The 1,904-nt window shown below is 58.7% G+C and carries 1 protein-coding gene; it reads right to left on the reverse strand.

Annotated features, from left to right (window positions below; translation table 11 throughout):
* Positions 1-125: 125 nt before the first annotated feature.
* Positions 126-1,853 (reverse strand): Rqc2 family fibronectin-binding protein, encoded by a 1,728-nt coding sequence (locus RUMCAL_RS06105; protein WP_040647280.1) that lies wholly within the window; start codon positions 1,851-1,853, stop codon positions 126-128.
* Positions 1,854-1,904 lie beyond the last annotated feature (51 nt).

Raw genomic sequence — 1,904 nt, forward strand, 5'->3', positions numbered from 1 at the left:
GCCGGACGGTTTCGACACGGCAGCCCTAGAAGTTCCCGCGGGGCGATGTGAACATCGTCCCCTACGCATTCCCAAAAACAAAGCTAGCCGCAGTCTGCCCGCAAATTTCCTGTCCGGCTATTCCGCTATCTCTGCTCCGGCTTCACATACAATGTGTGCTGATTGGTGAAGATCACCATGCCCGGCTTGGCTCCGGCAGGCTTTTTCACGTACCGCACGGCACAGTAATCCACCGGCACCTGTGCCGAATCCCGTGCCTTGCTGTGATATGCCGCCAGCTGTGCCGCTTCCTCCAGCACCTGCTGCGAAGGCTCTCTGCCGCCGGTTTCCAGAATCACGTGTGAACCGGGGATATTCTGGGTGTGCAGCCAGATGTCGTTCTTGTTTGCCGTTTTCAAGGTCAGCTGGTCGTTCTGGCGATTGTTCCGCCCCACCAGAATCCGTGTGCCGTCCGAAGCGGTAAACTCCATCGGCGGCAGAGATTTCGGCGGCTTGCCCTTTCGCCGCAGCAGCCGGAGATAGCCCTGTTCTGCCAGTTCCGCCCGCAGCTGTTCCAGATCATTTTCCGTTTCCGCACGGCTCAGAGCGTCCAGCACGCTGTCCAGATACGTCAGTTCTTCCCTGCCCTTGGCGATCTGCTCCGTGAGAATTTTCTCCGCCGTGCAGGCTTTCTTATACGCCTGATAGTACTTCTGGGCGTTCTGGGGCGGTGTCAGGCGAGCGTCCAGTGCAATGTGCACCGTCGGGCAGTCCGGCTCGTAGAAGTCCTCCAGAACCGCCTCTGTATCGCCCTTGTGCAGCCGGTAGAGGTTGGCGGAGATCAGATCCGCTTTCCGGCGGTCTGTGTCCTTTTCCCCGCAGGCTTCCAGTTCTTCAGACTGGGAAACGATTCGCCGCTGGATTCGCTCCGTTGCGTGGAGCAGCAGGTGGAACAGGTCGTTCGCCCGCTGTTTCAGCCGTGCCATGTGGTCGCGGCTGGCGAAGAATTCGTCCAGCAGAGCACAGGCAGAGGGCATGACTTTTGTCACCATCAGCGTGCCGTACTGGTGCAGCGGCAGGAACGAGAAATCCTTCGGCTGTCCCTCGCGTGTGCTGACAATGGTATAGACGGCCTCGCCCTGCTCCAGAATCTCCCGCGTTCTGCCAATGGTGTAACAGAGCCGGTCTTTCTGGTCATTGGTGAGGGATTCCGCCCGACAGGGCTGCCCCTTTCCGGTATAGTATGCCCATTCCCGCACCAGAACCGGCGAAACGCCCTCAAAAGTTTGCAGCAGTGCCTTGGAAAGTTCTCCCGTTTTGGTGGACAGCACTGCCAGCATCTGTTCCGGTGCCGCCTGTAAAAAGTTCAGCCGTTCGTCCCGCGGCGGCATCTCATAGGGCAGCCCCGGCAGCACCAGCCGCTTGCTGGACATGGTGGCATCGACACGTTTCATGCTGTCGATGACCTTTCCGGTTTCGTCAATGAGGATCAGGTTGGAATACCGCCCCATGATCTCGATCGCGAGAGTCAGCTGCACAATATCCCCCAGTTCGTTGACGCAGGAAAAGTCGAAGTACAGCACCCGTTCCAGTCCGTCCTGCCGAATTGCCAGCAGCTTGCCGTTTCCCAGCCGTTTCCGCAGGAGCATGCAGAACATAGGCGGAGCCTTGGGGTTTTCCACAGTCACCTGTGTGAGGTGCACTCTTGCACGGTCTGCCGCACAGGAAAACAGCACCTTTGCCCCGCCGGTACGCCCGCGGAAAGCGACAAGCAGTTCTTCCCGTGTCGGCTGGTGGATTTTTTCAATACGGGAATCCAGCAACGGCAGCAGTTCCTGCCGCACCGCGTGTAAATATGCACCATCTAATGCCATGTTTGATTCGTCCTTTCTTACGGCGGGCGGCGAGTCGCCGCTGACCTTACG

The organism is Ruminococcus callidus ATCC 27760 (assembly GCF_000468015.1).
Classification (GTDB): domain Bacteria; phylum Bacillota; class Clostridia; order Oscillospirales; family Ruminococcaceae; genus Ruminococcus_C; species Ruminococcus_C callidus.